The organism is Methylovorus mays (assembly GCF_020531915.1).
GTDB lineage: Bacteria > Pseudomonadota > Gammaproteobacteria > Burkholderiales > Methylophilaceae > Methylovorus > Methylovorus mays.
In genome coordinates, this window is record NZ_JAJAVG010000008.1 from 642,790 (window position 1) to 668,032 (window position 25,243).

At 56.7% G+C, this 25,243-nt stretch carries 25 protein-coding genes; 12 read left to right on the forward strand and 13 right to left on the reverse strand.

Annotated elements, in window-relative coordinates; translation table 11 throughout:
* Window positions 1–3: 3 nt before the first annotated feature.
* Window positions 4–1,155 (reverse strand): MexX/AxyX family multidrug efflux RND transporter periplasmic adaptor subunit, encoded by a 1,152-nt coding sequence (locus LG203_RS13385; protein WP_268867403.1) that lies wholly within the window; start codon window positions 1,153–1,155, stop codon window positions 4–6.
* Between the two features lie 118 nt (window positions 1,156–1,273).
* On the opposite strand from LG203_RS13385, the gene LG203_RS13390 reads away from it, so the two are divergent.
* Window positions 1,274–1,882 (forward strand): TetR family transcriptional regulator, encoded by a 609-nt coding sequence (locus LG203_RS13390; protein WP_230346217.1) that lies wholly within the window; start codon window positions 1,274–1,276, stop codon window positions 1,880–1,882.
* Window positions 1,883–1,933: 51 nt separating this feature from the next.
* Here LG203_RS13390 and LG203_RS14390 read toward each other — a convergent pair whose 3' ends face one another.
* Window positions 1,934–3,979 (reverse strand): putative bifunctional diguanylate cyclase/phosphodiesterase, encoded by a 2,046-nt coding sequence (locus tag LG203_RS14390; protein ID WP_268867404.1) that lies wholly within the window; start codon window positions 3,977–3,979, stop codon window positions 1,934–1,936.
* 264 nt (window positions 3,980–4,243) lie between these two features.
* The gene (locus tag LG203_RS13410) at window positions 4,244–5,098 is read right to left on the reverse strand and encodes a ChaN family lipoprotein (RefSeq protein WP_230346218.1); all 855 of its coding nucleotides are present in this window, start codon (window positions 5,096–5,098) and stop codon (window positions 4,244–4,246) included.
* A 183-nt stretch (window positions 5,099–5,281) separates the two neighbouring features.
* On the opposite strand from LG203_RS13410, the gene LG203_RS13415 reads away from it, so the two are divergent.
* Window positions 5,282–5,422 carry a hypothetical protein gene (locus LG203_RS13415; RefSeq protein WP_230346219.1) on the forward strand — a complete coding sequence of 47 codons (141 nt, stop codon included), beginning with the start codon at window positions 5,282–5,284 and terminating at the stop codon, window positions 5,420–5,422.
* A gap of 63 nt (window positions 5,423–5,485) precedes the next feature.
* Window positions 5,486–5,698: a hypothetical protein gene (locus tag LG203_RS13420; protein WP_230346220.1), complete on the forward strand. Its 213-nt coding sequence runs from the start codon at window positions 5,486–5,488 to the stop codon at window positions 5,696–5,698.
* A 26-nt stretch (window positions 5,699–5,724) separates the two neighbouring features.
* On the opposite strand, the gene LG203_RS13425 is transcribed toward LG203_RS13420, so the two are convergent.
* Together LG203_RS13425 and LG203_RS13430 are read right to left on the reverse strand one after the other, a co-directional pair.
* Complete coding sequence (locus LG203_RS13425; protein ID WP_230346221.1) at window positions 5,725–5,961, reverse strand: DUF2798 domain-containing protein; 237 nt, start codon at window positions 5,959–5,961, stop codon at window positions 5,725–5,727.
* 83 nt (window positions 5,962–6,044) lie between these two features.
* Entirely contained in the window at window positions 6,045–6,851 is an 807-nt protein-coding gene (locus LG203_RS13430) for an SDR family NAD(P)-dependent oxidoreductase (protein WP_230346222.1), read from the reverse strand.
* A 115-nt stretch (window positions 6,852–6,966) separates the two neighbouring features.
* Here LG203_RS13430 and LG203_RS13435 point away from each other — a divergent pair, with 115 nt between their 5' ends.
* Both LG203_RS13435 and LG203_RS13440 read left to right on the forward strand, forming a co-directional pair.
* Window positions 6,967–7,908 carry a GlxA family transcriptional regulator gene (locus LG203_RS13435; RefSeq protein ID WP_230346223.1) on the forward strand — a complete coding sequence of 314 codons (942 nt, stop codon included), beginning with the start codon at window positions 6,967–6,969 and terminating at the stop codon, window positions 7,906–7,908.
* 90 nt (window positions 7,909–7,998) lie between these two features.
* Window positions 7,999–8,970, forward strand: a complete 972-nt coding sequence (locus tag LG203_RS13440) for a sensor domain-containing diguanylate cyclase (RefSeq protein ID WP_230346224.1) — start codon at window positions 7,999–8,001, stop codon at window positions 8,968–8,970.
* Between the two features lie 3 nt (window positions 8,971–8,973).
* Here LG203_RS13440 and LG203_RS13445 read toward each other — a convergent pair whose 3' ends face one another.
* Entirely contained in the window at window positions 8,974–9,510 is a 537-nt protein-coding gene (locus LG203_RS13445) for a YgjP-like metallopeptidase domain-containing protein (protein WP_230346225.1), read from the reverse strand.
* A 199-nt stretch (window positions 9,511–9,709) separates the two neighbouring features.
* Here LG203_RS13445 and LG203_RS13450 point away from each other — a divergent pair, with 199 nt between their 5' ends.
* Window positions 9,710–13,090 carry an EAL domain-containing protein gene (locus LG203_RS13450; RefSeq protein WP_230346226.1) on the forward strand — a complete coding sequence of 1,127 codons (3,381 nt, stop codon included), beginning with the start codon at window positions 9,710–9,712 and terminating at the stop codon, window positions 13,088–13,090.
* Window positions 13,091–13,164: 74 nt separating this feature from the next.
* The gene (locus tag LG203_RS13455; RefSeq protein ID WP_230346227.1) at window positions 13,165–13,389 is read left to right on the forward strand and encodes a hypothetical protein; all 225 of its coding nucleotides are present in this window, start codon (window positions 13,165–13,167) and stop codon (window positions 13,387–13,389) included.
* A 34-nt stretch (window positions 13,390–13,423) separates the two neighbouring features.
* On the opposite strand, the gene LG203_RS13460 is transcribed toward LG203_RS13455, so the two are convergent.
* Window positions 13,424–14,326 (reverse strand): LysR family transcriptional regulator, encoded by a 903-nt coding sequence (locus tag LG203_RS13460; protein WP_230346228.1) that lies wholly within the window; start codon window positions 14,324–14,326, stop codon window positions 13,424–13,426.
* Window positions 14,327–14,450: 124 nt separating this feature from the next.
* Between LG203_RS13460 and LG203_RS13465 the strand changes: the two genes are divergently transcribed.
* A complete protein-coding gene (locus LG203_RS13465; protein ID WP_230346229.1) occupies window positions 14,451–15,209 on the forward strand; it encodes an SDR family NAD(P)-dependent oxidoreductase in 759 nt (252 codons plus the stop codon).
* 17 nt (window positions 15,210–15,226) lie between these two features.
* On the opposite strand, the gene LG203_RS13470 is transcribed toward LG203_RS13465, so the two are convergent.
* Together LG203_RS13470 and LG203_RS13475 are read right to left on the reverse strand one after the other, a co-directional pair.
* Complete coding sequence (locus LG203_RS13470) at window positions 15,227–16,150, reverse strand: DedA family protein/thiosulfate sulfurtransferase GlpE (protein WP_013443436.1); 924 nt, start codon at window positions 16,148–16,150, stop codon at window positions 15,227–15,229.
* A gap of 3 nt (window positions 16,151–16,153) precedes the next feature.
* Window positions 16,154–16,345 (reverse strand): YqaE/Pmp3 family membrane protein, encoded by a 192-nt coding sequence (locus tag LG203_RS13475; protein ID WP_230346230.1) that lies wholly within the window; start codon window positions 16,343–16,345, stop codon window positions 16,154–16,156.
* A 231-nt stretch (window positions 16,346–16,576) separates the two neighbouring features.
* Between LG203_RS13475 and LG203_RS13480 the strand changes: the two genes are divergently transcribed.
* Window positions 16,577–17,293: an MgtC/SapB family protein gene (locus LG203_RS13480; protein WP_230346231.1), complete on the forward strand. Its 717-nt coding sequence runs from the start codon at window positions 16,577–16,579 to the stop codon at window positions 17,291–17,293.
* Window positions 17,294–17,304: 11 nt separating this feature from the next.
* On the opposite strand, the gene yegD is transcribed toward LG203_RS13480, so the two are convergent.
* Window positions 17,305–18,561, reverse strand: coding sequence for a molecular chaperone (gene yegD, locus LG203_RS13485; RefSeq protein WP_230346232.1), 1,257 nt, complete (start codon window positions 18,559–18,561; stop codon window positions 17,305–17,307).
* 219 nt (window positions 18,562–18,780) lie between these two features.
* Between yegD and LG203_RS13490 the strand changes: the two genes are divergently transcribed.
* On the forward strand, window positions 18,781–19,701 hold the full coding sequence (locus LG203_RS13490) for a recombination-associated protein RdgC (protein ID WP_230346233.1): 921 nt from the start codon (window positions 18,781–18,783) through the stop codon (window positions 19,699–19,701).
* A gap of 4 nt (window positions 19,702–19,705) precedes the next feature.
* Here the strand turns inward: LG203_RS13490 and LG203_RS13495 are convergent, their stop codons facing one another.
* Together LG203_RS13495 and LG203_RS13500 are read right to left on the reverse strand one after the other, a co-directional pair.
* On the reverse strand, window positions 19,706–20,569 hold the full coding sequence (locus LG203_RS13495; protein WP_230346234.1) for a transglutaminase-like domain-containing protein: 864 nt from the start codon (window positions 20,567–20,569) through the stop codon (window positions 19,706–19,708).
* A 119-nt stretch (window positions 20,570–20,688) separates the two neighbouring features.
* Window positions 20,689–20,880 carry a YjfB family protein gene (locus LG203_RS13500; RefSeq protein ID WP_230346235.1) on the reverse strand — a complete coding sequence of 64 codons (192 nt, stop codon included), beginning with the start codon at window positions 20,878–20,880 and terminating at the stop codon, window positions 20,689–20,691.
* A 247-nt stretch (window positions 20,881–21,127) separates the two neighbouring features.
* On the opposite strand from LG203_RS13500, the gene LG203_RS13505 reads away from it, so the two are divergent.
* A complete protein-coding gene (locus tag LG203_RS13505) occupies window positions 21,128–22,693 on the forward strand; it encodes a protein adenylyltransferase SelO (protein WP_407665413.1) in 1,566 nt (521 codons plus the stop codon).
* A gap of 115 nt (window positions 22,694–22,808) precedes the next feature.
* On the opposite strand, the gene LG203_RS13510 is transcribed toward LG203_RS13505, so the two are convergent.
* Window positions 22,809–23,540 (reverse strand): tetratricopeptide repeat protein, encoded by a 732-nt coding sequence (locus tag LG203_RS13510; protein WP_230346237.1) that lies wholly within the window; start codon window positions 23,538–23,540, stop codon window positions 22,809–22,811.
* Between the two features lie 284 nt (window positions 23,541–23,824).
* On the opposite strand from LG203_RS13510, the gene LG203_RS13515 reads away from it, so the two are divergent.
* On the forward strand, window positions 23,825–25,141 hold the full coding sequence (locus tag LG203_RS13515; protein WP_230346238.1) for a hemolysin family protein: 1,317 nt from the start codon (window positions 23,825–23,827) through the stop codon (window positions 25,139–25,141).
* Window positions 25,142–25,243 lie beyond the last annotated feature (102 nt).

The window sequence follows — 25,243 nt, forward strand, 5'->3', positions numbered from 1 at the left end:
GCATCAGGGAGTCTGGCCTGCGGCCGGGGTGACGTTTACCTTCGCCCCCGGTGCCAGTGTCGCCACGTTGGTGGTCACCACGCGATCGCCTGCTTTCAGCCCCTTGACCACGATCCACTCGCGCCCCTGCATGCCGCTGGTTTGCACTTCCACCGGCACCACCTTGTCATCCTTGTCCAGCGTCATCACCTGAGCCGATTGTGCGGTTCTGATCAGGGCATCCCGCGGAATCAGGATGGCATGTGGATTCACGGCCTGATCCAGCTTCACCTGCACATAGGCGCCGGGGAAAAGCTCGCGGTCCGGATTGTCAAACAGGGCGCGCATGGCGACCGAATCCGTCGTGCTGTTGACCGCAAGGTCAGAGAAGTAGAGCTTGCCCTTGTGGGTATACTCCGTGCCATCCGGCAGGATCAGACGCACGGTAACCTGCCCCTGTTTCTTGCCTTGCACCTGGCCGGCGCGCATCGCGCGTTGCAGCGCCATGACATCCGCCGCCGGTTGCGAGAAATTCACGTAGATCGGGTCGATCTGGTCTATGGTGGTCAGCGGGGTAGGACTATCCTGCCCGACCAGCGCGCCCTCAGTCACCAGTGCACGCCGGGCAATGCCATCAATCGGCGCCGTCACCCGCGCATACCCCAGATCCAGATTGGCCCGGTTGAGCCTGGCTTTGGCAGACAGCAGGGCAGCGCGTGCCGCCAGCTCTTCCGAAGCGGCCACCTTGTAATCGCGCTGACTCACCGACTGGTCGCTGACCAGATCCTTGTAGCGTTCCAGCTTGTCCAGGGCATTGAGATGATTGGCTTCGGCCTGCGCCAGTGCGCCCGCCGCATCCTCACGCGCCGCCGATAGCAGTTCGGGGTTGATCAGGAACAGCCGCGTGCCTTTTTTGACCTCCTGGCCTTCCTGATAAACACGTTCAGTGACAATGCCCGCCACACGGGCCCGCACTTCCGCTTGCCGATATGCTTCCAGACGGCCAGGAATCTCGGCCTCCATGGTCACTGGCGTTTCCGTCACCTGGATGACCTGCACTTCCACCGGGGCAGCGCCAGCCGATGCCGCCTGGTCGCCAGAAGAGCATGCGCTCATCAGCCCAAGCACCGACACCGTGAAAAATACTCTCCGCCACCCTGCTGGAGAAACACCCATATTTGAAAATTCCAACTGAAAAGAATGGGGCATCATAGCCCAGCGCCGATAATCAATCAATCGTGACTGATTAATTATCGGTGTATACTACGCGCTTCGATTCCTGCGAGTTCATGCCTTGGCACGCAAAACAAAAGAAGACTCCCAGCGCACCCGCGACCTGATCCTGGACGCTGCCGAACATGTCATTTACGAGCGCGGCATGAGTCTCACCACCATGGCCAATATTGCGGATGCAGCCCATGTGTCACGCGGTGCCGTCTATGGGCATTACAAGGGCAAAGTGGAGTTGGCGATTGCCATGGCCGAGCGCGCCATCCATCACGCCCCTTCAGTGGAGCGGGGCCCGGAAGAGCCCGCGCTGGTGTACCTGAAACGCTACTGCCTGCACGAAGTGCACTCCTACATCGACGCCAGTTCGCTGCAGCGCGTGCTGTTCATTCTCTACGTGCGCATAGACGACACACCTGAACTGGTCAGCATACGCGAGCGCTGGGAACAAAAACGCGCCGCCGTCATTGCGCAGTGCCTGCAAGCCGCCATACAGGAAGGCAGCCTCGCCGCCGATAGCGATGTCGCGCTTTATACGCTGTATGTCCAAGCGCAGATTGAAGGCATCTTCAGCATTCTTTTTTTCAATCACGACACCACGACAGATAAATGGGATATCGCCGAGCGCCTCTGCTCCATGGGGCTGGAGCGGCTTACCCTGTCGGCAAGACCCTAGCGCTTGCAGCATTCCACCCTGGCGGCGTGCAGCGTCGCGTTGCCACACCCATCAGCCCAGTAGGGCGACAAACTGCTCCAGCGGCAAGGGCTTGCTGAACAGGTAGCCTTGCGCTTGCGGGCAACCCATCTTATGCAGGTAATCGGCCTGCTCCAGGGTTTCAACCCCTTCTGCCACCACGTTTTTATTCAGGTTGCTTGCCAGTGAGACGATGGCCTGCACGATCAGCGCGCGTTCCGCGTTGTCCGTAATATCGCTGGTAAATGAGCGGTCGATTTTCAGTTCGCGCACCGGAAAGCGATGCAGATAGCTCAGGGCAGAATAGCCGGTGCCAAAATCATCAATCGAGATACACAAGCCCATGGCACTGAGACTTTGCAGCATGTGCTGGATGTTGTCGGTGTTTTCCAGCAGCAGGCTTTCGGTGATTTCCAGCTTGATCCAGTCGGTATGACAGCCTGTCTCGGTGAGAATGGTTTGTATGGAAGATACCAGGTCATTGTGCAGGAACTGGCGGGTGGATAAATTGACTGCGACGGTCACCGGCTCCCTGCGACCGCTATTCAGCGCTACCGCGACCTGACAGGCAGAACGGAGCACCCATTCACCTATCGGGATAATCAGCCCGGTCTCTTCGGCGATACCAATGAACTTGTCTGGCATGATGAGTTTGCCCGACTCAGGCTGCCAGCGCAGCAAGGCTTCGGCACCAATGATCTCGCGTGTGGCAAGGTCAACCAGCGGCTGGTAATGCAGCAAAAACTCTTCTTTTTTGAGCGCAAAGCGCAGATTGGTTTCCACCTCGCGCCGCTCGGCGGCCTTGATCGTCAGATCTGTCGAGTAGAACTGAAAATTGTTGCGCCCCAGATGCTTGGCATGAAACAGCGCCGAGTCGGCGTACTTGAGCAAGTCGTCCACGGCGTGACTGTCCGAAGGGTAAGCCGCAAGGCCCAGGCTGGCCGTGACAAAGACATCATGACCCTCTACCAGAAAGGGCTGGTCAAACGCCTGCAACACCTTGTCAGCCACGCGGGTGATGTTTTCCGGCACACGCATTTCAGAGACCAGAATACCGAACTCGTCACCGCCCAGGCGGGCGACCGTATCATAAGGCCGCACGCATTTTTCCAGGCGGTTGGCGACTTCACATAACAGCACATCGCCCAGCGCGTGACCCAGGGTATCGTTGATTTCCTTGAAGCGATCCAGATCAAGCATGATGAGCCCGAATGGATAAGCATGGCGCTCGGCTTCAGCGATGGTCTGCCCGATGCGGTCGATCAGCAGCGCACGATTGGGCAGTTTGGTCAGCGTATCGAAATACGCCAGGTGGTGTATGCGTTCCTGATATTCGTAAGTTTCGGTGACATCCTGCCCCATGCCGATCACGGCAATCGGCGCACCGGCCGCGTCCAGCTCGGCGGCCAACCAGATATGGATGATCTTGCGCGCGCCATCCTGCGCATGCCAGTGCATATCCATCGCCGCTGCCCGACCTGTGCGAAACACCTCGCTCACTGCCTTTTCATAGCCATAAGCCGAATCGCCACCGGGAAACTCGCTGGGCGTTTTCCCCAGCAGCATGGATTCATTTACGCCATAAAAACTGACGGTTTTCTGGTTAACAAAGGTGCGCCTGCCATGGGCATCAAAACGCACGATGAGGTTGGGAGAGTTTTCGATCAGGGAGTGGTATTCGCGTTCACGGCGGATGGCGTCGGTCACATCCCGCGCATATCCCAGCGTGCCTTCGACTTTGCCATCAATGACCAGACGGGATTTATAGGATTCGATCCAGATATCCTGGCCATCGGCGGTACGCAGCCGGTTGAGGGTGCCCACGGGCTCTTCACTGGCCATGGCATGCCGGTCGCCTTCCACATACTCCTGTGCCAGCGCCGGATCAAAAAAGTCATAATCCGTTTTACCTTCCAGCTCACGCGGCGAAGAAACGCCGGCGACACGTGCGTATTCACGATTGACGGCCAACAGGCGACTGTTCGTGTCTTTCAGCCAGACCATGAATGGAAAGTTATCCAGCAAGGTGCGCAGATATTTTTCTCTAGCCGTTATTTTTTCTTGCGCACTATCCAGCATCAAGGACCCTTTTCAGCAAATTCAACAGCAATAAAAGAGGACAAGCCTGTGATGAACATCACTAAATTGTTAGCAATGTAATACGTTATCGGGCATGAAGTGAATAACTTTTATGGAGGTCTGCATAAATATTTGCACACCTGATATGGCACAAGATAACTTCATATAGCGGAACGGCTTTATTTCATAAGCTCAGCCGGGATGAATGCCAGAACCAACATTTTCAGGTGTGGGGCCAGCCCTCATCCGGCCTGTCGCCGCGCATCATTGACAAGGGTCTGGGCGGTCCTGCACCGGGGTGATCCATACATAATCATATTGGCGACGCAACTCATCGCGCCGGGTGTTCAGCCCGGGAGTCTCCTCAACGAAGCCGACCACGCGCAACTGGCGCTCAGGCAACAGGGCCCGAAACATGACGGGGATTCCATAATCGCGCCGCACATGGTTATTGCCCGCCACCAGCACCGCCATGCCAGAACCCGCGTCGCGCAGGGCACTGAACATGGCGGCATCACGTGCGCGTTGCGCGAGCAGCATGGCAGGCAAATGCTGCGGCGGCAGCTGACCACAATGCCCATCGAGCAGATCCTGATTCAGCGTCGCCACCGCAGGCGGCGACAGGGGTGCCTGCTGGAGAATGCCTGCCAGCGTCGTCGGCACGGCAGACGCGCCCTGCCGCGCAATACTTCTGGCTTGCTCGGGTGCCAGATTGCCACCAGTGAGCGATATCCCGGCCTCGCGCATGGCGGCAAACAAGCCCTCATGCGCGGGCCACTGCCAGCTTTTTGCATTGAATCCGGCGCGCTCCAGATCGGTCAGCAATGGGCCATCCCACTGCACCGTCTGCCCGGATGGCAGATGTTCGGCGACAACGTGGACCATGGGTTTATAACCCTTGAGCTGCTTCAGCAGTTCGCCACGCCGCTGATGCTGCAGCGCATTGTCATGGACTTCGCCCAGCAACAGCACATCCTGCTGCGCGAGATCAGCGGCCAGCTGGACGGTCGACACCTCCTCCCCGTTCGTCAGGTTGATAATCCGCTCGGCAGCCACTGCAGGCATCGCGCTGAAAAGCCCCATCATCAGCCAGTTGAACAAAACCGCACCTTGCCACATCGCCCTCTCCTCACTCCATTTTCACTATTGCCACTCAACCTGACGCACGCCAGGCCTGATGGTTCAGTCAGTGCAATGCATACATAAGTTATGCAGGCTGCTCACACGGAACCGGCCATGGATACTCGCCCCTAAGCAGACAAGATAAGCAGGCCCTCATGGAGGGCGCAACAGGAGAATCTCATGGATCAGGAAATAGCCGGCAAGCTGGATGACATCAATACCACCCTAAAGCATATCCATCAGCATATGCTGTGGGTGTTCTGGCTGGTTGCCGTGTTTGCGCTGTTGTACTTCGGGCTGTTGATATACCTGCTGGCCTAAGCTGGCGCCACATCATCGTGATGGATCAGCCCATCCCCATAACCACATTAACGAGAGCCCATCATGACCACACTACCGATTCCTGACGAACAAGCCGCGCTGGCAGCCTTGTTGCGCCAGCAGCAAGCTGCGGGGGGAACCGAATCGCTATCGACAGAAACACTGGGGCAGTACATCTGCTTTTGCAAACTTCGCGGGTTCTGCGCGGACAAAAACGCCGAGAGCTGTCTGCGCGAGCGCAATCTGTATCAGGCGTTTGTTGACGCCGGGCGTTGAGCAACGCTTGAAAGGGGAGGTAGCGATTACTCGGACGCCACAATGCGTTCCACCAGCCGGCCGACCAGGGGCGCCACCAGCAAAATGGCCAGAAAAACCACAGGCCATGCGGTGCAGAAGGCATGCCACCACTCTCGCATGAAACCGGCATGCCAGCCCAAATGCCGCAGTGTGAGCGTGCCGGAAACCAGCATGACACTGAAAGCGGACATCACTGCGGCAAACACAATCGGCCGAAAACGGCGCGGTACTTTCCAGGACATGAGCTACCCCTCAAGCAATATCAACATGCACATGAAAAAACATGGACTCGGGAGCGTGCCCGAGCCCATGCTGTTCAGCAGGATTACTGACGCACGGCTTGCAGATAGCGGGCGGCCGGTTGTTTGTGCGAAAGATTGGGGCGCAGATGATTGCGCGCATCCACCAGGCGTGTCCAGTCGGACGCTTCGGGCAAGGAAGGAATAGTCACCACTTCGCCCAGATCAAGCCCGACCAGCGCTGCATCGACCATGGTTTCGGCTGGCATAACGATCTCTTGTGGCAAATGATTGACAGAGAAACCGGCACGATCCCACAACTCGGTATGTGTGGCGCCCGGCAGTACGGCCTGCACACGCACGCCCTTGCCGGACAACTCGTGATGCATGGATTCGCTGAGATTCAATACATAGGCCTTGCTGCCGCTATAGCTGCCATTCAGCATGTCCGGCGCCAGCGCCACAATCGATGCGATATTGATGATGGTGCCATTGCCGCGCTTGACGAAACTGGTGGCAGCCGCTGCAGCCAGATGTGTCAGCGCGGTGACGTTGAGCGAAATCATGGTGTCGATCTGGTCCAGGTTGGAATCCAGCAGCGAGGTCACCGCGGCACTACCCGCATTATTCACCAGCACGCTGATGTCGCTATCGGCGAGCAGCTTTTGCTTTACCTGCTCCAGGTCCTGTTTGCGCGTCAGGTCAGCGCCCAGGATTTCTACCTGACGCCCCGTGGCGGCGTGCAATTTGTCGGCCAGTGCTTGCAGACGGGTGGTATCACGCGCTACCAGCACCAGATCGTAACCGCGTCTGGCCAGGCGATCTGCATAAACAGCGCCGATGCCGGAAGATGAACCCGTAATGAGTGCCTTGCCTTGAGTAGACGTCGTCATGTGTTTCTCCTTGATAAATAAATTCAAGTGGGTGTTTGAATAAGCCATTGACGAGAGTCAGTATATGCACGTAATCTATGACTTAAATGTCATTTAACCCACCTTTTGAGACATCATGATGCGTATCGGATTTGTGGTATTCCCCGGCTTTCAGATTCTGGATCTGGCAGCCATGACCGTCTTTGAAATGGCCAACATGGTCAGCCAGCAGCCAGTGTATGAGCTGCATCTGCTATCCGAACACGGCGGTGCCGTGACCAGTTCAGCCGGGGTTGCAGTGCATACGGAAGCATTCGATGCGCATGCATACGATACCGTCATCATGATGGGCAGCATCGGCATCCATTCGGCCAGCCCAGGCCTGCTCGGCTATCTGCAACAGGCACACAGCGGCAGTCGCCGCATTGCCAGCATATGCACCGGCGCTTTCATCCTGGCTGAAGCGGGCCTGCTGGACGGGCTGCGCGCCAGCACCCACTGGCGCCATGCGCGTGAATTGCAGCGCCGTTACCCCAAAGTCAAGGTGGAAGAAGATCGCATCTTCATCCGCGAGGGCAAGGTATGGACCTCGGCAGGCATGACGGCCTGCATAGATTTATCGCTGGCACTGGTAGAGGCCGACATCGGGCTGGATGCTTCGCGCACCATTGCCCAGCGCATGGTGGTGTACCACCGGCGCACGGGTGGCCAATCGCAGTTCTCGGCACTGCTGACGCTGGAACCCAAGTCCGACCGCATCCAGACCGCCCTGACCTACGCCCGTAGCAACCTGCACAAGCCTTTGTCCGTGGAAGACCTGGCCGATGTCGCCCACCTGAGCCCGCGCCAGTTCAGCCGGGCTTTTCGCGCCGAGACCGGGCAATCACCCGCCAAAGCCATTGAAAACCTGCGCGTGGAAGCGGCCAAATCCATGATAGAAACCGCGCGGCACCCGATAGACGTGGTGGCACGGGAAACCGGTTTTGCCGACCCCGAGCGCATGCGCCGGGCCTTCATCCGCACGCTGGGGCATCCACCTCAGGCCATCAAACGCATGGCTCGCTTGCAAATCCATTGAGCGCAGACACGCTCCCTGCAGTAGGGCAGATATCACTCCAGCTACCCGGCGATACGCTGCATATTTGGTCTAAAATATGAACACAAGCCCATGACACAGGACAAGGCGTCACCCGCCACTATGAGTAACCCGGTAAAACCCCTTGAAGAAGACAGCACCGTCTATAAAACCCTGCTGGAATCCACCAAAGCGATTCCCTGGAAAATAGACTGGCGCACCATGACATTCAGCTACATCGGTCCGCAGATCGAAACGCTGCTGGGATGGGCCCCTGAGAGCTGGGTGAGCGCAGGCGACTGGGCAGCGCGTATGCATCCCGAAGACCGTGAATGGGTAGTGGATTATTGCGTGTCGCAATCGCGCTCCGGGATTGATCACGAAGCAGACTATCGTGCGCTGACCAAGGATGGCGAATACATATGGATCCGCGATGTGGTGCATGTGCTGCGCAATGCGGATGGCGAAGTCGAAGCGCTGATCGGCTTCATGTTTGATATCAGCGAGCGCAAGAAAACGGAAGAGAAACTGCTGCAATTGCAGAAAGAGCTGGAAGAGCTGTCATTTCAGGATGGCCTGACACGTGTCGCCAATCGCCGCATGTTCGATTCCATCATTCAGGTGGAGTGGACCAATGCCAGGCGCAACAGCCAGCCGCTGTCACTCATCATGCTGGATATTGATTACTTCAAGCAGTACAACGACCACTACGGACATATTCAGGGCGATGACTGCCTGAAGCAGGTGGCGGAAATACTGAGCAGTGCGGGTACACGTGCGAACGACTTTTTTGCGCGCTTTGGCGGAGAGGAGTTTGTCCTGGTGCTGCCGCAGACCGATAGCGACGCTGCCAAAAAAATTGCCGAACGCTGCCGCAAGCTGATTTTCAAGGCGCAAATTCCGCATGCCAAATCCCTGATCGGCCCCGTACTTACCATCAGCGTGGGTGTGGGCACCGTGATCCCTGGCTACCAGGATGAGTCTTTGGACTTTATCAACACGGTGGACCAGCGGCTCTATCAGGCCAAGCAGCTGGGCCGTAACTGCATCATCAGCGGCAACTAATTCTCAAGGCGCGCTTCTGGGCTCCCACAGTGGCTCGCCGCCGGCATCAAGATAGGTCAGGTACACCCGCAAGTCGAACTCCAGCTGGTGGTACTGCGGCTCCATGTAGCAGCATAACTGGTAAAACGCCTTGTCGTGGTCGCGCTCCTTGAAATGCGCCAGCTCGTGTACCACGATCATGCGCAAAAAGGCTTCCGGCATGCTGCGAAAAAGCCCCGACACATGCAGTTCGCGCTTGGCTTTGAGCTTGCCGCCCTGCACCCGTGAAATGGCCGTATGCGTACCCAGTGCATGACGCACGATATGCAGTTTGCTGTCGTATGCCACCCGGCTGAGTTGACCACTATTGCGCAGGTACTCGTCTTTTATCTTCACCACAAAATCGTACAGGCCCCTGTCGGTACGGATGGCATGCGGCTCAGGGTATTTCGCCAGAAAAATCTCCGCGAGTTTTCCCTGGCGGATAACATCCAGTGCCTGTGTGACAAGGCTGGCCGGATAAGCGGCAAGATAATGGCTGGTAGGCGTCAAAGGCGGCATGATGGACAGGTAAAAAGGGCTGCTGCATTTTACACCGCCCCATGCTGATCGCAGACTATTGCACATCCCCGGCAAGTTGTTTAGGCTTGCAGTTCACGCACCCGAAGGGCCTAACAATAATAAGCAGGGCATGGGGTTTGCTCACGTCAGGCGACCGATAGCGTCGCCCCATCCCTCTTGAAATATTGGCACAACCACATTGCGCGCCGCTCTCGACATCAGCCATAAAAGCTTCGCCACCGGTGCATTAAACCGCGTAGTGGCAGGCTGGCTGTGGCTTCAAGCCAAGCGCATTTTCATGGTGCGCATGATGCTATTTGCCCTGCTGGGGCTGCCCGCCATATCAGCCTATACCCAGCCGCAAACCTTGCGCGTCGTTACTGATGACAATTATCCACCCTACCTGTTTCGCGATGCCAGCGGTCATCTTGAAGGTTACCAGATGGATATCTGGAAACGCTGGGAGCAGGAAACCGGCATCAAGGTTGAGCTGATCGCCACCCACTGGGATCAGGCCCAGCAAGCGTTGCTCAACGGAGAGGCGGATGTCATCGACATGATCTTCCGCACGCCGGAGCGCGATGCGATCTATGATTTTTCACAGCCTTACGCAAATCTCCCCGTCGCCATCTACAGCCATGCCAGCATTCCCGGCATTGCCTCCGCGCATGACCTGCGTGGGTTTCTGATTGGTGTGCAGGCAGGCGATGCCTGTATTGAACGACTGCGGGCGGACTCCGTGACCAATTTCAAGCTTTATCCGGATTACACATCCCTGATCAAAGGCGCGCTGGATGAGCAGGTCAAGCTGTTCTGCATGGATGAGTACCCAGCCAATTACTACCTTTACAAACTGGACCCTACGCAACAATACCGCAAAGCCTTCCAGCTGTATCAGGGGCAGTTTCATTATGCGGTGAAAAAGGGCGCCACCGACACACTGCAGCTGATTGAAAGCGGCATGGCGCGGATTCCGCGTGAAGACAAGATCGAAATGTTCCAGAAATGGGTGGGGCAATCGCCGGTACTGCTGCCTTATAGCCGCTATATCGCGCCAGCACTGGGCTTGTTGAGCCTGGTGGGGGCGATCGTCCTGCTATGGATTTTCCTGTTGCGCAGAAGCGTTAAAACCAAAACCGCCGAGCTTGCCAATCAGCACCAGCGATTACAGCAAATTATTGATGGCACGGCGGCTGGGACCTGGGAGTGGGATATACGGCGCGGCGACTGTATCGTCAATGCGCGCTGGGCGGAGATGCTGGGCTATACGCCAGATGAGCTGGAGCCTTGCACCGCTGACAGTTGCCGTGCGCTCTGCCACCCGGATGATCTTGAACAGCTGGTACAGGCATTGGAAGCGCATCTCAGGGGTGAGACCGATTACTTTGCCAGCGAATCCCGCCGTCGCCATAAGAACGGGCACTGGATCTGGGTGGCAGATCGCGGACGGGTTACTCATCGATCAGTGCAGGGTGAAGCGCTGACCATGAGTGGTACGCGGCTCGAGATCACCAAGCTCAAGCACGCCGAAACGGCGCTAAAACAGGCGGTGGAACAACAAAAAACCTTTATCCGGCAGGCGCCGATCTGTGTCGCCATGTTTGATCGAGATATGCGCTACCTCGCCTGCAGCAACCAGTGGCAACAGGAGTTTGGTTGCCCCAATGGCAGCCTGCTTGGCTTGAACCACTATGAAGCACACCCCGACATACCCGAAAAATGGCGCCTGGCGCATCGACGCGCCCTGGCGGGTGAGCGGCTGGAAGAGGAAGAGGATTTGTGGGTACGAGCGGATGGCCAGCATTTATGGACACGCTGGATGATCACGCCCTGGCTGGATGACCACCAGACCATACAGGGCATCATCATCGCCTCCGAAAACATTTCTGCGCGCAAACAAGCCGAAGAAGAGCTGCGCCTGGCGCATACGGTATTCGAGCACAGCAGCGAAGCCATGCTGGTGACCGATGCCGATAACAACATCATCACCATCAACCCGGCGTTTAGCGAAATGACGGGGTACTCGCTGGAAGAAGTCATCGGCAAAAACCCCAAACTCCTGAGCTCAGGACGGCAAGGCAAAGAGTTTTACCAGGAGCTGTGGAATACCCTGGAAACCGCCGGAGAATGGAGTGGTGAGATCTGGAATCGCCGCAAGAGTGGGGAAGAATATGCCGAATGGCTGACCATCAATAATATTTACGGCGAAGACGGCAAGCTGTTCCGCCGGGTGGCGCTGTTTTCGGATATTACCGAGAAAAAACGCGCCGATGCATTGATCTGGAATCAGGCCAATTATGACCTGTTGACGCAACTGCCCAACCGCCGTCTGTTCAGCGACCGCCTGCAGCAAGAGATCAAAAAATCGCAGCACGACCATAGCCAGTTTGCGCTGCTGTTCATTGATCTGGATCGCTTCAAGGAAGTGAACGATACCTTGGGCCACAGTCACGGTGATTATCTGCTGATCGAAGCATCGCATCGCATTCAGCGGCACCTGAAAGAAACCGATACCGTCGGGCGGCTGGGTGGCGATGAATTTACCGTGATCATTGCCAACCTGCCTGACCCCAGCGTGATGACACTGATCGCGCAACGCGTGCTGGACGCCCTTGCCGCGCCCTACGATCTGGAAGGTGAAATCGTCTATCTCTCTGCCAGCATTGGCATTACGGTGTTCCCTGAAGATGCGACCACGAGCGCCGAGTTACTGAAAAATGCGGATCAGGCCATGTATGAAGCGAAAAAGAATGGCCGCAACCGCTTCAGTTTCTTCACCCCCATGATGCAGGCGATGGCGCAGGCCCGCATGCGCATGATGCGCGATCTGCGCAATGCGCTGGGTTTGAACCAGTTCACGGTCTATTTCCAGCCGATTGTGGATCTCACCAGCCAGCGCATCCACAAGGCAGAAGCGCTGATCCGCTGGCAACACCCGGAACTGGGCTTTATCAGCCCCGCTGAATTCATTCCCCTGGCCGAAGAAACCGGCCTGATACACGAGATAGGCGACTGGGTGTTCCAGCAATCAGCGCAGCTGGTCAAACAATGCATTCCGATGGCGGGTGACAATTTCCAGGTGAGCGTGAATAAATCCCCAGTGCAGTTCCGCGATCGCACCCAGGCGCATCAGGACTGGATGGAATACCTGAGCAGGCTTGGGCTAAGCGGTCACAATATCGTAGTAGAGATTACCGAGGGCCTGCTGCTCAATGCCGACAGCGGCATCTCGGACAAACTGCTGCATTTCCGGGATGCTGGCATGCAGGTGGCCATTGATGACTTCGGCACGGGCTACTCGTCACTGTCCTATCTCAAGAAGTTTGATATTGATTACCTCAAGATAGACCAGTCATTCGTGCGCAACCTGTCAGGAGAGGGCGAGGATCTGGCCTTGTGCGAAGCGATCGCCACCATGGCGCACAAGCTGGATTTGCGCGTGATCGCCGAGGGCGTGGAAACCACCACACAACGCGATCTGCTTGCCCAGATCGGGTGCGATTACGGGCAAGGCTACCTGTTCTCAAAACCCGTACCGGCCGATGAATTCATGCAATTGCTGGAACGATCCACCGCCTGATCATGCCTAACAGACATATACTGCACATCGGCAGCCTGCCTGAATAAAAACGACAACAAGAGAAGGGAGACACCATGCCTTACAAGTTTTTGATGTTTTACTTTATCTCTCTCGGCATTTGCTCGCTGTCCACCATCTACAAAACCAGCTGTTTCAAGAACATGCTGTGCCGCCAGATACTGGGCAATATGTTCTGGAGCCTGATCCCCATCGCCAACACCTTCAAGGCCGTGTTGTGGATTTATTCCATGATCGTCGATGCCTGGCGGCGACGCCATGGAGCAACGCCACCAGGCTGATAGCGGCATTTATCAGGTAAATCTGCGTAAACGCTTAGGCCGCCATGTAGGCATGCACTTTTTGCGTCAGCCATTCCATGAATGCCAATAAACGCCGCGACAAGTGACGTCGGTGCGGATATAGCAGTGACACCGGCATAGGCTCTGGCTTGAATTCCGGAAGCAGTTCTAACAGTTCGCCCCGCTGCAGATAAGTCCGAACCGCCACGAGCGGCACCTGGATAATACCAAGCCCGGCCAGACAGGCCATGCTGTAGGCGGCGGAATTATTGACCGTCACCCGCGCAGGAACCAGGCAATGCCGGCTCACCCCCGCTTCCAGATATTCGAACGCGGAAGGCTTGGCGCCTAGCACCGAAACATAGTGCACCATGTAGTGAGCGGCGAGGTCTTCCAGGGCCATCGGCATTCCGTATTGGCGAATATAGGCGGGGCTGGCGCAATTCACCATCTCTAAGGTGCCTAGATGCCTTGCGACCAGCCCCGACTCCGTTAGCACTCCCACCCTTACCACACAGTCAAAACCTTCACTGATCGGGTCTACTCGCCGATCCGTACTGCTGAGTTCGATTTCAATGCCAGGATGGCGCTGCATGAATTCCGGTAGCTGGGGTATTACCAGGTTATGGGCCATGTTCAGCGGCATATCCACCCGCAAGCGGCCGCGTAGCAGGGTTTCTGTTTGCTGGAAAAGACTCTCTACTTCGTCCACCTCGGCCAGCAAATCCTTGCAGCGCTCATAAAACCGCTGACCATCCTGCGTAAGTTGCACTTTGCGCGTCGTTCTATGCAAAAGCCTCGCCCCCAGGCGAGCCTCCAGCTGGGTTACTGCATTTGAAATGCTGCCTTTGGGTAATCCCAGGCTATCAGCCGCCTGAGTAAAACTCGCCAGCTCAGCTACCCGTATAAATACCTGCATGGCATCCAGCTTGTCCATACACGCCCCATTAGCATGAAATTTTGAACAGTATAACTACTTGGCGGCCGTTTATTCTCGCCAAAGATGGCAATAGACTGTTCACCAGCACGATTCATCACCCACATTTCAAAGGAGCATCATCATGACAAGCAAGATCGCGATAGTGACGGGAAGCAGCCGCGGGCTGGGTAAAAGCATGGCACTCTGCATCGCCGCCAAGGGTCAGGACGTCATCCTGACCTATCGCAGCCAGCGCGCGGAAGCAGAAGCTGTGGTCAGCAGCATTGAGGCCATGGGCAGAAAAGCGGTGGCACTGCAGCTGGATGTAGGCGACAGCGCTTCTTTTGCTCAATTTGCCCAGGAGGTGAAACAGGTGCTGCAGTCCCACTGGCAGCGCGATACCTTTGATTTTCTGGTCAACAACGCGGGTATCGGCATCCATGTCCCGTTCACCGAAACGACAGAAGAAGCCTTTGATACGCTGGTGAATATCCATTTCAAAGGCGTATTTTTCCTGACGCAGAAGCTGCTGGGGCTGATGGCAGATCAAGGGCGCATCATCAACATCTCCAGCGGTCTGGCACGCTTTTCCTTGCCTGGTTATTCGGCCTACGCTGCCATGAAAGGCGCCGTGGAAGTCTTGACGCGTTATCTGGCAAAAGAGCTGGGGCCACGCGGCATTACCGTGAATGTGGTGGCGCCTGGCGCCATTGAAACTGACTTTGGGGGTGGCACGGTACGCGATAACGCCGAGGTCAATCAATTCGTGGCCAGCCAGACTGCCCTGGGGCGCGTGGGCTTGCCCGACGATATCGGCCCCATGGTGGCATCGTTATTGTCGGATGAGAATCGCTGGGTAAATGCCCAGCGTATTGAAGTCTCAGGCGGGATGTTTGTGTAGCCAGCCCTGCGTATTGCTCAAGGCTCTATCTTGAAACCGGCATCGACCCAGGCATCGATGCCGCCCTTGAGTGGCCGCACCTTGTGATAACCCCGCTTGATGAGCAGCTTGGCCATTTTGGCCGCGGTCACGTCATTGGGGCAGGAACAGTAGAGCACGATATCCGTATCGATATCGGTATCAATAAACACGCTATCAATGGTGTCCTCGGTCATGCTGAGCGCGCCTGGAATACGGCCATCGCCTTGCAGGTGTGCGGGCCGGGCATCCACAATCACCGGACGCGAGCCGCTTTTCAGCATGGTGTCCAGTTCATCCACCGAAATGCGCGCCATGCGCAACGACTTGATAAAGCGGTGCCGCTCCCACCATTTGTTGAGAATAAAGGCCACCAAGGCAATACCCAGCAACAGGGCACCCCATTTGCCCATCTCGCTCAGAATATCCAGCAACTCATCAATGGCACTGCTGAACAAGGTGCCAAGCACAATAGCCGAACCTGCCCAGATGGCAGCCCCCAGGCTGTCAAAAATGATAAAGGTCGTGGCCCGTGTACCGACGGTACCGGCCAATGCGCTGGACACCGACGCAAAGCCAGGAATGAATTTGCAGAACAGCAGCGCAGGTGGCCCTATGCGCAGATACACCGATTCCGTCTGCCGCACACAGGAATCGGGCGACAGGGAAATGCGGCATAGCTTGCTCATGACCCGGCGGCCAAAACGGCGGCCGGCAAAATACCAGGCCAAGTCTGCCAGTAGCGAGGCGATGACCGCGGTCAGCAACAATTGCGCCGGGCTATATTGGCCTTGGGTCAGCATAGCGCCCGTCACCAGCAAGGTGGGGTAGGCAGGAATAGGTAAGCCGATCTGCTCAAGAAACACATTGGCAAACACAATCAGCAAGCCGTATTGCTGAAGCAGATCAAGCAAATGCTGCATGGATTACCTCGACTTCAATGCGTCAGCGATCTTCTGGTCGGTCTTGTACTGGCTGAGCGCGTACACCGCCCAGAGGGTGGCGGGCAGCCAACCGATGAGCGTGACTTGCAGAATCAGACAGACGATGCCTGCGATGGGACGGCCAATGGTGAAAAATGTCAGCCAGGGCAGAATAAGGGCAATCAGTAAACGCATGTCAGCAACCTATATGAAATGTTAACGCCCCCTATATTAACAGCCTCTACCAGCTTGCGGACCCGTAGCTGGACAAGATCGCACACGCAATGCCATGCCGCTTTGACCTTATAACCCATGTCGGACGCGCACCCTATGCTCACCCTGGCGCTGATCATGCATACAAGCGTCAGGGAAATCAGGATAATGCTAGCGCTCGCAAGATAACCCTCGCTATGGAAGGAGCCCTCTGTGGAAGCCTGGCAAAACATCAACCTCCTGTCGCTACTCGATACCCTGATCAGCCTTAGCACGGCATTTGTACTGGGCAGCCTGATTGGCTTTGAGCGCCAGTATCGGCAGCGAACAGCAGGGCTACGCACCAATGTGCTGGTGGCGGTGGGTGCCGCCATCTTTGTCGACATGGCGAACCGACTGACCGGGCATGAAGGGTCGGTGCATGTGGTGGCATATGTCGTGTCGGGGATAGGTTTTCTCGGGGCAGGCGTCATCATGCGCGAACAGGGCAATGTGCGTGGCCTGAACACCGCGGCCACCTTGTGGGGCTCCGCGGCGGTGGGTGCCTGCGCTGGCGCTGATCTTCTGCTGGAATCCCTGCTGGGTGCGCTGTTTGTCCTGGCCGCCAATACCCTGTTGCGGCCCGTGGTCAACCGTATCAACCGCCAGCCCATGGACACCCCGGCCGTGGAGCTGACCAATACGGTTTATGTCATCGCGGCGCGCACGCATCAGAAAGAAGCCATGTACCTGCTGGAGCAGGCGCTGGAGCAAACCGGCTATCCGCTGCAAGCGCTGGTCATGCATGCCTTTGGTGAAAACGAAATTGAAATTGAAGCGACGCTGGCGGCCACCTCCGTCGATGGTCCGGTGCTGGATCAGCTGATCGACCAACTGAAGCAGAGCCCGCATGTTGGGCAGGCGTTCTGGAGCCCCAGCACCACGGATTAAGTGAGCGTCTGCTATCGTGAAAACCAGCGACTGGCATAGAGCGCCAGGCCACTAGCCACGCCGCCGTGCATATTGCCGGTCACCAGCGGCATGTCGTCACCCATCACGTTGCGGATTGCCTGCTGTATGACGGGAGAGACGGCCGAGCCCCCAGTCAGATAGGTTTTATCAATGTGGACGCCAGCACCAGCGCGTGCTTCTTCGATCACCTTGCGAATTTTTTCTGTAGATTGCGTAATCGCCTGCTGCATCTGCTCGCGATTCATGCCGAGCTGCAACTCAGGCGCCACAAAATCCACATTGATATTCGTCTCAGCCGCATCCGTCAGGCGGATTTTGGCCTGCTCGGCGCTGCGTACCAGACTGTGGGTCAGGCGTTCGCGCCAGACCTTGTACAAGCGGCGGCGCGCTTCATCCGGCTCGCCATGTACCGGCATTTCAAACCGGTTGTAAAAGGCATGCTGACTGGGAATGCTGTTGACGGAAATGGCATCAAACGCCTTGTGATGCAACTCGCCATCCTTGCCAAAGGAGGGCATGATCTGGTGCCAGCCGATGTGAATATCGAGATCGGTACCGCCGATGCGGGTACCGGCATATGACAACAGGTCAGCACTACGATCCGCGCTCGCCCGCGCATCCGGCCCCACGCGCACCACGGAGCAATCGGTGGTACCACCGCCCACATCCACCACCAGCAACACTTCGTCATTCACCAGGCCGTTTTCGTAATCCAGCGCTGCGGCCAGCGGCTCATACATGAAGATCACATCCTGCAAGCCCGCTGCCTGCGCGGCTTCGCGCATAATAGTGAGCGCCTGCTCATCCCCGCGTTCGCCGTATACGCCATGATAACGAATGGGACGGCCTATCACGGCCTGCTGCAAGGGCATGCCGCTCGCGACCCGCGCCTGTTGCATCAGCCGCTCCAGCATGCGGCTGATGATGACGGTGAAAAAATCCAGCTGGTCGCGGCTGAGATCGCTGCCCAGAAATACCTTGGGGGACTTCACATACAGCCCGTCGGTGGGACCTTCGGTATGCGCTTGAATGGCGGCACGGCCAAACAGCAAGTCGCGGGCATCGCCCAGCTGCTGGCGCAGCGTCATGCGCGCATCGTCGTCTTCATCCAGATGGTCCGGGCGCTGGCGATAGACCGCCGAGGGCAGATAAACACTCTCGCCCTCCAGCGGCAACAAGGTCACCACGCCATTCTGCGCCACCCCCACTGAAGAGTTGGACGTTCCGTAATCGATCCCGCAATGCATGCGCGGCCCCATCTGACAAAAGAGCAGGATTCTACCATTTGTGCTGCCATCAACGTCGCCTTAGACCAGCATCTGAGCTTGCTTAAAGTTGCCTGAGTGCGCATCTCCCTAGCGTCATTCGGCCAGCCTGGCAAGCAATCAATTTTTAAGGTGGGTGGTCATGAAGCCACGGGAAGAACAGGTGACTGGGGTAAAATTCTCTGTTTTTGAGTACGCACCATGTGGTTCAAAAACCTCCAGATTTATCGCATCTCCCAATGGAACACCCCAGCTGAAGCACTGGAAGAACATCTCGCACGTCACGCCCTGCCAGACACACCCACTTCTGAAATGCAGCAGGCTGGCTGGATTGCGCCTGCCGGCCCCGGCAAGCCATTTGTGCATGTGCAAGGTCAGCAAGTGCTTATTGCGCTGTGTGTGGAAAAGAAAATCCTGCCTGCCAGCGTCATCAATCAATATGCCAAGGCACGCGCGCTGGAGCTGGAAGAACAGCAAGGCTACAAACCCGGGCGCAAGCAGATGAAGGAGCTGAAGGAAGCGATTGCCGATGAGCTAAGGCCACGGGCATTTTCATTGCGTCGCACTATTTATGCGTGGCTGGATCTTGCCAATGGCTGGTTTGTGGTGGATGCCGCCAGCGCCGCCCTGGCGGATACCTTGTTGGAGCAATTGCACAAATCTGTGGATGGTTTTTCCTTGCGCCTGATCAAGACCAACCTTTCGCCGACCAGCGCCATGACAGGATGGCTGGCGGGGAATGAAGCCCCTTATGGTTTCAGTGTGGATCGTGATTGCGAATTGCGTGCGCTGGGCGACGACAAGGCTACTGTGCGTTATGTGCGCCATGACCTCGAAGCCGAGGAAATCCGTAAACATATTCAGGGCGGCAAGCAGGTGACACGGCTAGCCATGACCTGGCGTGATCGCATCGCTTTTGTATTGAATGACGTACTGCAGATTAAACGACTGGAAGTGCTGGATGTACTGAAAGAAGCGGCGGCGGATGTCGCTGCCGAAGAAATGTTCGACAGCGACTTTGTCATGATGAGTGGTGAGCTGAGTCAGCTCTTGCCCGAACTATTGTCAGCGCTGGGCGGTGAAGTCGACACAACACCCAAACCTCAGGCGGCTGCCGCCTAACGTCTCAGGCATCTGTAGAAACCGCCTGATCGCTGTGTTGAGGCAGCACGATCCCGGACGCCGGGTCCTGCAAGGCCTCAATCTCGATCAGCGGTGCCCAGGAGTTAATCGCGCCGAATACCGTGGCGAAGGATACATCGGCAGCATCGCGACCCGTGCCAAGTCGTATCAAGCCCAGGCGCGGCGAGATGCCCGTTGGTTCAAACACGTACCAGCGATCGCCCAGATACACCTCAACATAGGCATGAAAATCATGCGGACCACTCGCCGGGTCTGAACCGTAATCCACGCCCGTCACAAAGCGAGCAGGCATATTCAAAGCGCGGCACAACGCAATCATCGCATGGGAAAAGTCACGGCATACCCCGGCTTTCTGCTCGATGACATCGGTCGCCGCGCTCATGCTGTTGGTGCTTCCCGGCAGATAGGCCAGGTTGCCATGCACCCAGTCACATACCGCCTTTACACGCGCATACCCGCGCGGCAGATGGCCGAACTGCTGGTTGGCAAAGGCTTGCAATAGATCAGACTGGCAATAGCGGCTGGGGTAAAGGTAGCGCAGATATTGAATGGGGATGTCAGTAATCGCCACTTCTTGCAAGGTGTCGGGAGCTTCCAGTTGATGGTCGACTTCCACCGTCGCGGAATAATGCACCTCCAGTGGCCCGGCCTCGGCCTGACAACGCACATAGCGCGTGCCATAGAACGTATCTTCGTAGAGTTCGTATCGCAATGGCTGGCTGAAAGTCAGGCGCTCGTTCATGACAGACTGATTCGCTGTCTGCGCAGCATGCACATTGAGGATGAAATCGGTCCTGGGGTCCAGCACTTCGTATTTGAGGCTGATGGCCAATTGCATTTTGATCATGATGGTATCTTGAAATAGGGATACCCCATGATACGTTAGTACTTACTCAGGGAGCATCGGCATTTCGCCGATAAATGTATCCGTGCCATCCTACAAAACTGGCAGGAAATAGGGAAAGGTCAGGCAGTAGTATTGATGTTCTGGCCGAGATGATCAGGCAGATTTTGTACTGGTGGCAAAGAGTTAATCAGACCCATCGCCGCAGACTCCTGGGCATCCAATGCCTTTTTAAGCACATTCATGGTGACGGCCTGTCCGACCCGTGTCTCTGCCATGCTTGCTGCTACGGTAGCGCTGCCAACTGAATCCATACAATTCTCCTCATCTACACTACTGTATCGGCAGGCTTTGTACGTTCTTTAGGGCTGTCATGAAAAAAACTTGCTCAAGCCCGGCAAAACTTGTTTTTGTACTGGTGGTCTTTTGATTGCAGGGCCTGATTCATCGCGAGCTTCTGCTAGACTTCGTAAGAAAGCACGGCCAGTCATGGGTACTCCACAGGCTGGCAATGCATTCAACTAACGCCACCGCCCAATAACCCCTATATCCAAGGTCATGATGCTGTCATTCGATAATCGCCTGCTAAACGAACTCCCCGGTGACCCGATACAAGGCGCCCAGCTACGCCAGGTGCATGGCGCCCTCTGGTCGCGGGTGGATGCCACGCCGGTAAGCGCCCCCCGGATGCTGGCGTGGTCACCCGAAATGGCGACCACGTTAGGACTCACTGCGGCGGATATGCAATCAGATGCCATGCTGCAGGCCCTGTCCGGCAATGGCTTGTTGCCCGGCATGCAGCATTACGCCACCTGTTATGGCGGCCATCAGTTTGGTAACTGGGCCGGGCAGCTGGGCGATGGCCGCGCCATTTTTCTGGGGGAAACCGTGAATGCGGCTGGCGAACGCTGGGAGCTGCAACTGAAGGGCGCAGGAGCCACGCCGTATTCTCGTCGCGCCGATGGTCGGGCGGTATTGCGTTCTTCCTTGCGCGAATTCTTATGCAGCGAAGCCATGTTCCACCTGGGCATCCCCACCACGCGAGCACTGAGCCTGGTGGCGACAGGCGATAGCGTGATTCGCGACATGTTTTACGATGGTCACCCGGAACGCGAGCCAGGCGCCATCGTCTGCCGCGTTGCACCTTCGTTCATACGCTTTGGGCATTTTGAGCTGCCTGCATCGCGCGGGGATATTGATCTGCTGCGCCGCCTGACCGAATTCACCATGCAACGCGACTTTGCCGACATGGCTTTCCCCGTCGATATGCCGCTGCATGAGCGCGTGCCCATCTGGTTTGGCGAGGTGTGCCGGCGCACGGCCCTGCTGATGGCGGAGTGGATGCGTGTAGGGTTTGTACATGGCGTCATGAACACGGACAACATGTCCATCCTGGGGCTCACTATTGATTACGGCCCCTATGGCTGGATAGACAATTTTGATCCCGGCTGGACACCCAATACCACCGACGCCTCTGGCCGACGCTACTGCTTTGGCCGTCAACCCGATATCGCACGCTGGAACCTGGAACGGCTGGCAGAAGCGCTGGCGCTTTTGTTGCCCGAGCCTGCACCCATTGCCGAGGGCCTCGGCATATTTGACAGCACCTATGGTCAGGCATGGAGCCAGGGCCTGGCCGCCAAATTCGGGCTGCGCGACTGGCAGGACGATGATGCCGCCTTGATGAGCGAAATTTTCGAATTGATGACCCGGGCGGAAGTCGACATGACCATGTTCTTCCGCCTGCTGGGCGATATGGATATGCAAGCACCCAAAGCCGAAGCGCTACGCCCAGCGTTTTATCGCGAAGAATTGTGGCAGGATTTCCACCCGCCCCTCTACTCCTGGCTGCAACGCTACGGCGAGCGGCTAAAACACGACAACCTGTCCCAGACAGCACGACGAACCGCCATGCACAAAGTGAACCCACGCTTTGTGCTGCGCAATTATCTGGCCCAGCAGGCGATTGACCTGGCCACCGAGGGCGACACCACCATGCTGCAGCAACTGTTCAGCGCCATGCGGCAACCCTACGATGAGCTTCCGCAGCATGATGCGCTTTATGCCTTGCGGCCAGATTGGGCGCGGCAGAAAGCCGGTTGCTCCATGCTCTCTTGCAGCTCATGAAGGGCTGGCCTACATCCACATTTTCTGTGGATAAGTATGTGGGCTCGCTGCGGAAGGTGACGCCAAGTACATGATGCAATAGCGAAGCCTCGGCATTGGTCACAATTGTGTCATCTCATGCCAGCGTGCAGCCACGATAATGCTGGGTCTGACAGGTTCGTGCCAGAGCTTGGGCCTTAGCCAGCTGCTCCGGTGTCATCTTGGCTTCGAGATACATGAGTATTTTCTTGCGCTTGGCGCTACGCCCATGGGCATCCTGCGGATTTTCAGCTGCGAGCCAGATCCACATATACCCATTCACCATACTGGCCGGCACGCCTTCCCCTTCCAGATACATATTGCCGAGATTGAACTGGGCGTCGCCATCCCCTTGCTCGGCCGCCAGGGTGAACCATTTCAGTGCTTCCGGGATGTCCTGCGGGACAACATCCCCTCGCAAGTAAACAATGCCCAGATTAAGCTGCGAACGCACATGGCCTTGCTCGGCGGCCTTGCGATACCACTTGATCGCCTCGTCGTAATCCATGGCAACCCCGCCATCACGACGGAAATAAATTACGCCCAGCGCATATTGCGCTTCGGCAAAGCCTTGCTCCGCGGACTGTCGATACCACTTCACCGCTTCCTGTGGACTTTCCGGAACGCCGTCGCCCCGGGCATACATCAGCGCAAGGTTGTACTGGGCTTTGGCATCACCCGCCGCCGCCAATTCACGGTACATAGCCGCCGCCTGCGCAAACTTGCCCGCGTCTACCGCCGCCTTGGCTTCGTCCAGGCTGGCCGCTACAACGGTGACGGGCAATAGCAAGGCCACACATACGAGATACCCCAATAAACGTTTCACCATCGCCTCCTGGCAGCTTATAAGTCATTTTTAGCCACCACAAACCCACTTGGCCGGATGGCAGTCTTGTATACAGCTCTGTATGGGCAAGCCATCTTGCCCAATAGTTCCGCCATCGGGATCCGCAACGAAGCTCAGCGAACAGGTCTGTGGCATGCAAGCCGCGCCAGTGCTTAAGTAGGCGCAGTCACCGCTTTTAATGGATAATCTGTACTGTGCCTGTTTGCACAATTTTCCTGCACCACTGCCATTGATACAGGAACCCCGTTCCCGAAAGCCAACGCGACATGCTGACCGATGTATTACTGATTATTTTTGCCGGATTGCTGGTGTTGTTAAACGGATTTTTTGTGGCCGCAGAGTTCGGCCTCGTCAAACTCCGTGCAACCCGCGTGCGCGCCATGGCCAAGACCTATGGCTGGCGCGGCCGCATACTTACTCGCGTGCATGGGCAGCTGGATGCCTATCTCTCGGCATGTCAGCTGGGCATCACCCTGGCCTCGCTGGGACTGGGCTGGGTAGGCGAACCAGCGTTTGCCGAGCTGCTTACGCCATTGCTGCAGGCAGCAGGCATTGAGAGCCCGCGTATTGTCCATCTGGTGGCATTCTCGCTGGCGTTCTTCATTATTTCCTTCCTGCATATCGTGGTGGGCGAGCTGGTGCCCAAATCACTGGCGATTCGCTCTGCCGAAAAGATCGGTCTGTGGACGGCACCTGCGCTGTATGGGTTTTACTGGGTCATGTACCCCGCAATCTGGATACTCAACCACAGCGCCAATCTGGTATTGGGTGTGCTGGGGCTGCAAAGCGCAACCTCGCACGACTCGCATTACTCGGCGGATGAGCTCAAGGTCATCCTGCGCAGCTCGCGCGCTGACGATAAATTCAGCCGTAGCGAGTGGCGCGTGCTGGCACAGGCCATCGACTTCCGCGAGCTGGATGTCGCGGATGTAATGCGCCCGTTCCACGAAGCCGTGGTATTGCATGAAGGCGACAGCCTGGAGACCAATCTGCAAAAAATCGTGCAACAGCGCTACAGCCGCTACCCCTACATGGAAACCTCCGGTGAGGTCATCGGCATCATCCACCTGAAAGACCTGTTTGTCGCCCAGCACAAAGGCCGCCTGGACGATATAGAAGACCTGGTACGGCCGATTGCCATGGTGTCACCAGAACTGCCGGCGACGGAGCTTTTCAGACGCTTTCAGCAGGGCGCACCGCACTTTACCGTGGTAGGTTATGAGGGCAGCCCGCCGGTCGGCTTTGTCACGCTGGACAACCTGCTCAGTGCACTGGTCGGCGAAATACGCGATGAATTCAGGCAATCGCTCAGCGAGTGGACAAAACTCGATGATGGCTCGTTACTGGGCAAAGCCAGCCTGCCGATTCCAACGCTGGAACGTACGCTGGGGATTGATATAGATTCCAACGCGGCGGATAGCGTCGGCGGACTCATCCTGTGGAAACTTGGGGATTTGCCCGAGGAAGGACAAAAGATCGAGTTCGACCAGTTCAGCATTGTGGTCAAAAAGATGGTGGGGCCACGCATATTGCTGGTGCGGGTGTACCCCAAATTTGATGATGAGCTGGGACTGGGTGGCTAACGGGAATAAGCTTTGGAAACAGCTGTCAAAACTTTGGCGTGACAAACAGCAGGCAATAAAAAACGGAGCACTAGGCTCCGTTTTTCACATCAAACCTAATAC